This window comes from Streptomyces coryli, assembly GCF_011044975.1.
Lineage (GTDB): Bacteria > Actinomycetota > Actinomycetes > Streptomycetales > Streptomycetaceae > Streptomyces > Streptomyces coryli.
Genome location: NZ_JAAKZV010000353.1, coordinates 1 through 6,156 on the forward strand (window position 1 = coordinate 1; position 6,156 = coordinate 6,156).

Annotated in this window: 4 protein-coding genes; 3 read left to right on the forward strand and 1 reads right to left on the reverse strand. The window is 69.4% G+C overall.

Annotated elements, in window-relative coordinates; translation table 11 throughout:
- The first annotated feature begins 123 nt into the window (after window positions 1-123).
- The 3 genes from pta to pyk are packed head-to-tail and all read left to right on the forward strand — an operon-like array spanning window position 124 to window position 4,897.
- Window positions 124-2,244, forward strand: a complete 2,121-nt coding sequence (gene pta, locus G5C51_RS38945; protein ID WP_165245144.1) for a phosphate acetyltransferase — start codon at window positions 124-126, stop codon at window positions 2,242-2,244.
- Window positions 2,244-3,410: an acetate kinase gene (locus tag G5C51_RS38950; RefSeq protein WP_165245146.1), complete on the forward strand. Its 1,167-nt coding sequence runs from the start codon at window positions 2,244-2,246 to the stop codon at window positions 3,408-3,410. The genes pta and G5C51_RS38950 overlap by 1 nt, the downstream gene beginning before the upstream one ends.
- Window positions 3,411-3,469: 59 nt before the next feature.
- Window positions 3,470-4,897: a pyruvate kinase gene (gene pyk, locus G5C51_RS38955; protein WP_165245148.1), complete on the forward strand. Its 1,428-nt coding sequence runs from the start codon at window positions 3,470-3,472 to the stop codon at window positions 4,895-4,897.
- Between the two features lie 46 nt (window positions 4,898-4,943).
- Here the strand turns inward: pyk and G5C51_RS38960 are convergent, their stop codons facing one another.
- Window positions 4,944-5,930, reverse strand: a complete 987-nt coding sequence (locus G5C51_RS38960) for a hypothetical protein (RefSeq protein ID WP_165245150.1) — start codon at window positions 5,928-5,930, stop codon at window positions 4,944-4,946.
- Window positions 5,931-6,156 lie beyond the last annotated feature (226 nt).

Sequence of the window (6,156 nt, forward strand, 5' to 3'; positions counted from 1 at the left end):
ACCGTGGACCCCTCCGAGGCCCTCGCCCCCTCGGCCCCCTGCCACGGCGAAGCCGTCTGGTCGCGGGTAAAGTGGCGAAACGGACGAATCGACCGATGATCGTATTGCCGGGAAGGGCGTCAGGTGACACGCAGCGTCTATGTGGCCGGGGTGGGCCGTGGGGACGGCCGTCAGGTCGTCGAGCTGGGGATGATGGAGCTGCTCACCCGGCAGGTGGATCGGGTGGGGGTCTTTCGGCCGCTCGCTCACGACGGCACCGATCCGGTCTTCGACCTGCTGCGGGCCCGGTACCGGCTGACCCAGGCGGGCGGCTCGGTGCTCGGGATGTCGTACGAGGAGGCCTCCGGTGTGCAGGCCGCGCACGGGACCGATGAGCTGGTGTCCCGGCTGGTCGGTCGCTTTCACGACATAGCCGCCGATTACGAGGCCGTGCTCGTGCTCGGCAGTGACTACGCGGACACGAACATACCGGCGGAGCTGAATCTCAATGCCCGGCTGGCCAATGAGTTCGGGGCCGTCGTGCTTCCCGTCGTCGGCGGGCTCAATCAGTCCGCCGAATCCGTTGTCGCCGAGGTCCGTAACGCCCACGACGCCTACACCTCGCTCGGCTGCGACGTCCTCGCGATGATCGCGAACCGCGTCGACGACAGCCACGCGCAGCTCGCCGCCCGCGAGCTCGGCGGGCATCTGCCGGTTCCGGTGTACGTACTCCCCGAGGACCCGGCCCTCTCCGCCCCCACCGTCAGTCAGATCAAGGACGAGCTCGGTGCTGAGGTGCTTCTCGGGGACGCGAGCGGGCTGGCGCGGGACGTACGCGACTATCTCTTCGGCGGCGCGATGCTGCCCAGCTTCCTGCCGGCGCTGAAGGAGGGCTGCCTCGTCGTCACCCCCGGTGACCGGGCCGACCTGATCGTCGGCGCCCTGGCCGCGCACTCCGCCGCCGCTCCGCCGATCGCCGGCGTCGTCCTCACTCTGGGGGAGCACCCGGGGGCCGAGACCATGGCGCTGGCCGAGCGGCTCGCGCCCGGGACCCCTGTGCTCGGCGTCTCCGGGCTCTCGTTCCCGACCGCCGAGAAGATCTTCGCCCTGCAGGGCAAGCTCAACGCCGCCACCCCGCGCAAGGCCGACATCGCGCTCGGCCTCTTCGAGTCGCATGTGGACGCGGCCCAGCTCACCGGGCGGCTGAACGTGGCGCCCAGCGGCCGCGTCACCCCGATGATGTTCGAGCACATGCTCATCGAGCGGGCCCGCGGGCAGCGTCGGCACGTCGTGCTCCCGGAGGGCACCGAGGAGCGGGTGCTGCGGGCGGCCGAGGTGCTGCTGCGCCGTAACGTCTGCGACCTCACGCTGCTCGGCAACGAGGCCGCGATCCGCAAGAAGATCGGCGAGCTGGGCATCAGTCTGCCGCTGCACGGCCCGGACGAGGCCCCGCCGGAGACCGGCAACGCCTTCTGCCGGGTGATCGACCCGACCGTCTCGCCGCTGCGGGACCGGTTCGCCGAGCTGTACGCCAAGTACCGCGCGCACAAGGGCGTCTCGGTGGAGCTGGCGCACGACGTGGTCGCGGATGTGAACTACTTCGGGACCCTGATGGTCCAGGAGGGGCTCGCGGACTCGATGGTCTCGGGCTCCGTGCACTCCACGGCGGCGACGGTCCGGCCCGCCTTCGAGATCATCAAGACCGCGCCCGGCGCCTCGATCGTCTCCTCCGTCTTCTTCATGTGCCTCGCCGACCGGGTGCTCGTTTACGGCGACTGCGCCATCAACCCCGATCCGAACGCCGAGCAGCTCGCCGACATCGCGATCCAGTCGGCGGACACGGCGGCGAAGTTCGGCGTGCAGCCGCGGGTCGCGATGCTGTCGTACTCGACCGGTACGTCCGGCACCGGCGCGGACGTCGACAAGGTGCGGCAGGCTACGGAGATCGTGCGCGAGCAGCGGCCCGAGCTGCTGATCGAGGGGCCGATCCAGTACGACGCCGCGGTCGACCCGTCGGTGGCCGCGACCAAGGCGCCGGGGTCGCCGGTCGCCGGGCAGGCGACCGTGCTGATCTTCCCGGACCTCAACACCGGCAACAACACGTACAAGGCGGTCCAGCGCTCGGCGAACGCCATCGCCGTCGGCCCGGTCATGCAGGGCCTGCGCAAGCCCGTCAACGACCTCTCCCGCGGCGCGCTGGTCCAGGACATCATCAACACGGTCGCGATCACCGCGATCCAGGCACAGGGGGAGGCCGGTTCCTGATGACGGCGACCGCGACCCGCGTACTCGTACTCAACTCGGGCTCTTCCTCGCTGAAGTACCAGCTCATCGACATGGCCGACGGCGAGCGGCTGGCCAGCGGGCTGGTCGAGCGGATCGGTGAGGGCGAGGTCGCCGACCACGGGGACGCGCTGAAGATCGTCGGCGAGGAGCTGGCGCTGGGCGGCTTCGGGCTCGATGACCCGAAGCTCGCCGCCATCGGCCACCGGGCCGTGCACGGCGGCATCCGTTTCACCGAGCCGACCCTCATCGACGACGAGGTCGTCGCCGAGATGGAGAAGCTGGTGCCCTTGGCGCCGCTGCACAACCCCGCCAACATCACCGGCATCAAGGTCGCCCGCGAGCTGCGCCCCGACCTGCCGCAGGTCGCGGTCTTCGACACCGCCTTCCACGCGACGATCCCGGAGGCGGCGGCGCGCTACGCCATCGATACGGAGACGGCGGACAAGCTGTCGGTGCGGCGGTACGGATTCCACGGGACCTCGCACGCGTACGTGTCGCGGGCCACGGCGGAGCTGCTCGGCAAGGCGCCTGAAGACGTCAACGTCATCGTCCTGCACCTCGGCAACGGTGCTTCCGCCTCCGCCGTCGCCGGCGGCCGCTGTGTCGATACGTCGATGGGCCTGACCCCGCTCGAGGGCCTCGTCATGGGCACCCGCAGCGGCGACCTCGACCCGGCGGTGATCTTCCACCTGGCCCGGGTCGGCGGCATGTCCGTGGACGAGATCGACACCCTGCTCAACAAGAAGTCCGGCCTGGTCGGCCTCTGCGGCGACAACGACATGCGCGAGATCACCCGCCGCATCGGCGAGGGCGACGAGGCCGCGCGGCTCGCCTTCGATGTCTACGTTCACCGGCTGCGGAAGTACATCGGGGCGTATTACGCGGTACTCGGGAAGGTGGACGCCCTCGCGTTCACGGCCGGCGTCGGCGAGAACGCGGCGGCGGTCCGGGAGGCGGCGGTCGCCGGTCTCGAGGAGCTCGGTATCGCCGTCGACCGGGACCGGAACGCGGTACGGGGGCCGGACGCGCGGCTGGTCTCGGCGGAGTACAGCCGGGTGGCCGTGGCCGTGGTCCCGACGGACGAGGAACTGGAGATCGCCACGCAGACGTATGCTCTGGTCGGCGCGGCGGACAGCGAGACCTAAAGAGGGGCCGTATGACCCCGGATAATTCATCTCAGGAACAAAAGGATAGGATCGCCGACATGCGCCGAGCCAAAATTGTCTGCACCCTGGGCCCCGCCGTCGACTCCTACGAGCAGCTGAAGGCTCTGGTCGAGGCGGGCATGAACGTGGCCCGTTTCAACATGAGCCACGGCTCGCACCCGGAGCACGAGGAGCGCTACGCCAAGGTGCGCAAGGCCGCCGAGGAGACCGGCAGGCCGATCGGCGTGCTGGCCGACCTGCAGGGCCCGAAGATCCGGCTGGAGACCTTCGCCGAGGGTCCGGTGGAGCTGGAGCGCGGTGACGAGTTCACCATCACGACCGAGGACGTCCCCGGCGACAAGCACATCTGCGGCACGACGTACAAGGGCCTGCCCGGCGATGTGTCCCAGGGTGAGCGCATCCTGATCAACGACGGCGCGGTGTCCCTCGAGGTCACCGAGGTCGCGGGTCCGGAGGTGCGCTGCATCGTCATCGAGGGCGGCGTCATCTCCGACCACAAGGGCATCAACCTGCCGGGTGTGGCCGTGAACGTGCCCGCGCTGTCCGAGAAGGACATCGAGGACCTGAAGTTCTCGCTGCGGATGGGCTGCGACATGGTCGCGCTGTCCTTCGTACGGGACGCGTCCGATGTCCGCGACGTCCACCGGATCATGGACGAGGTCGGCCGCCGGGTGCCGGTCATCGCCAAGGTGGAGAAGCCGCAGGCGGTCGACAACATGGAAGAGGTCGTGCACGCCTTCGACGCCATCATGGTGGCGCGCGGCGACCTCGCGGTGGAGTATCCGCTCGAGAAGGTCCCGATGGTGCAGAAGCGCCTCATCGAGCTCTGCCGCCGCAACGCCAAGCCGGTCATCGTCGCGACCCAGATGATGGAGTCGATGATCAACTCCTCGCGCCCGACGCGTGCGGAGGCCTCGGACGTGGCGAACGCGATCCTGGACGGTGCGGACGCGGTGATGCTGTCCGCCGAGTCCTCGGTCGGCAAGTTCCCGATCGAGACGGTCAAGACCATGTCGCGCATCGTGGTCGCCGCTGAAGAGGAGCTCCTCTCCCGCGGCCTGCAGCCGCTCGTCATGGGCAAGAAGCCGCGCACCCAGGGCGGCTCGGTGGCCCGCGCCGCCTGCGAGATCGCGGACTTCCTCGATGCCAAGGCGCTGGTCGCCTTCACCCAGTCCGGCGACACCGCCAAGCGCCTCTCGCGCTATCGCGCGTGCCAGCCGATCCTGGCCTTCACCACGTCGGCCGCCACCCAGAACCTGCTGACGCTCAGCTGGGGCGTGGAGCCGGTCGTCGTGCCGCACGTCGACAACACCGACGCGATGGTCGACCTCGTCGACGGCGAGCTCGCGAAGCTCGGCCGCTTCACGAAGGGCGACACCATGATCATCACGGCGGGGTCGCCTCCTGGGGTACCGGGGACGACGAACATGGTGCGGGTGCATCACTTGGGTGGGGAGTCGGCGTAGTCGGCTGGGTGGCGAGGCTGCGTAGTCGGCTGCTTTCTCCGGACGGCTACACCAGCGCGTCCTTGTACGCGATGTTCACGCGGCGATCCCCTGTCGCGCCCGAGGCGAAGCCGAAGGTGAGGCGGGGGGTGTAGCCGCCGCCGGTGGCCGGGACCAGCATGATGTTCATGCCCTCCGGCTCCCGGAAGGTGAGCGACTTCAGCGCGCGGGTCAGCGCCTTGGTGGTGGCGCCGGTGTTGAGGTCGAGGCGGGTGATGTACGTCGAGCCGGTGTCGTCCGGATTCGACGGGCCGCCGTTCTGGTACGCCGTACCCTCGTAGATGTACATGAACGACCCGTAGAGGCAGAAGCCTTGCGCGACGGGCGGTTTGTACAGTCCCGCGCGATGGTGGACCGGGGTGCCGAGCGGTGCGGCGATCGCGTTGTCGAGGCCGTAGACCGCGGCTTGCTGGCTGCCGTCGCGGTCGTAGCGGATGAGGACGCGGCGGTGGTGGATGTCGACCACGGGGCGGGGTGAGGTGAGCGCGCCGGTGCCCGGCAGCTTGGTCGGGTCGGGCGTGCGGTCCTTGAAGTCCATCGCGGTGCGATCTTCGGGGTCGTCCCAGTGGAAGCTGCGCGGCGGGTCGGCGGCGGCCGGGCCCGCGTACTTGATGCGGCAGGTCTTCTGCCCGAAGCCGACGCCGTCGGAGTTCGTCTTGGCGTCGTATTCGATCCAGATGTAGGGGGCCTTGCCGGCGGCGGTCGGCTCTACGCCGATCTGCGCGCCGTGCCCGAATCCGCGCAGATACATGCGGGCGAGCTTGGTGCCGCCATCGGCGCTGAGCTTGGTGACGGCGATGTCGCCTTCGGCGAGCCGGGTGGCGTACGGGACGCCGTCGCCCGGGTTGTGCATGACTTGGGCTACGTACCAGTGCTTGTTGAGGTGGTCGTAGCCGGCGCATTGCATGACGGTGGCGCACCAGGCGCTCTTGTGCATGAAGACGGGGTCGGAGGGGTCGGCGAGGTCGAAGGCTTTGGTGGTGGGGAGGGCCAAGGGCGCGGGTTGCGCTGCCGCGCTTGGCTCTTCGGCGAAGGCGGCCGCGCCTGCTCCGGTGAGTGCTGTGCCGGCTATGGCGGCGGTGCCTAGTTGGAGGAGGCGTCTGCGGCTTGGCTGCGATGCCGATGCCGATTCCGGTCCTGGTCCCGATCCCATGGCTGGCTCCCGCGGTGGTGGGGTGGTCTAGGCCTCTCGTGAGACTAGAGGCTGTCTCTTATACACA

Excerpts from the sequence above, each read along its gene's own strand:
- pyk (WP_165245148.1), top strand. The coding sequence starts at position 3,470 with ATGCGCCGAGCCAAAATTGTCTGCACCCTGGGCCCCGCCGTCGACTCC.
- G5C51_RS38950 (WP_165245146.1), top strand. The coding sequence starts at position 2,244 with ATGACGGCGACCGCGACCCGCGTACTCGTACTCAACTCGGGCTCTTCC.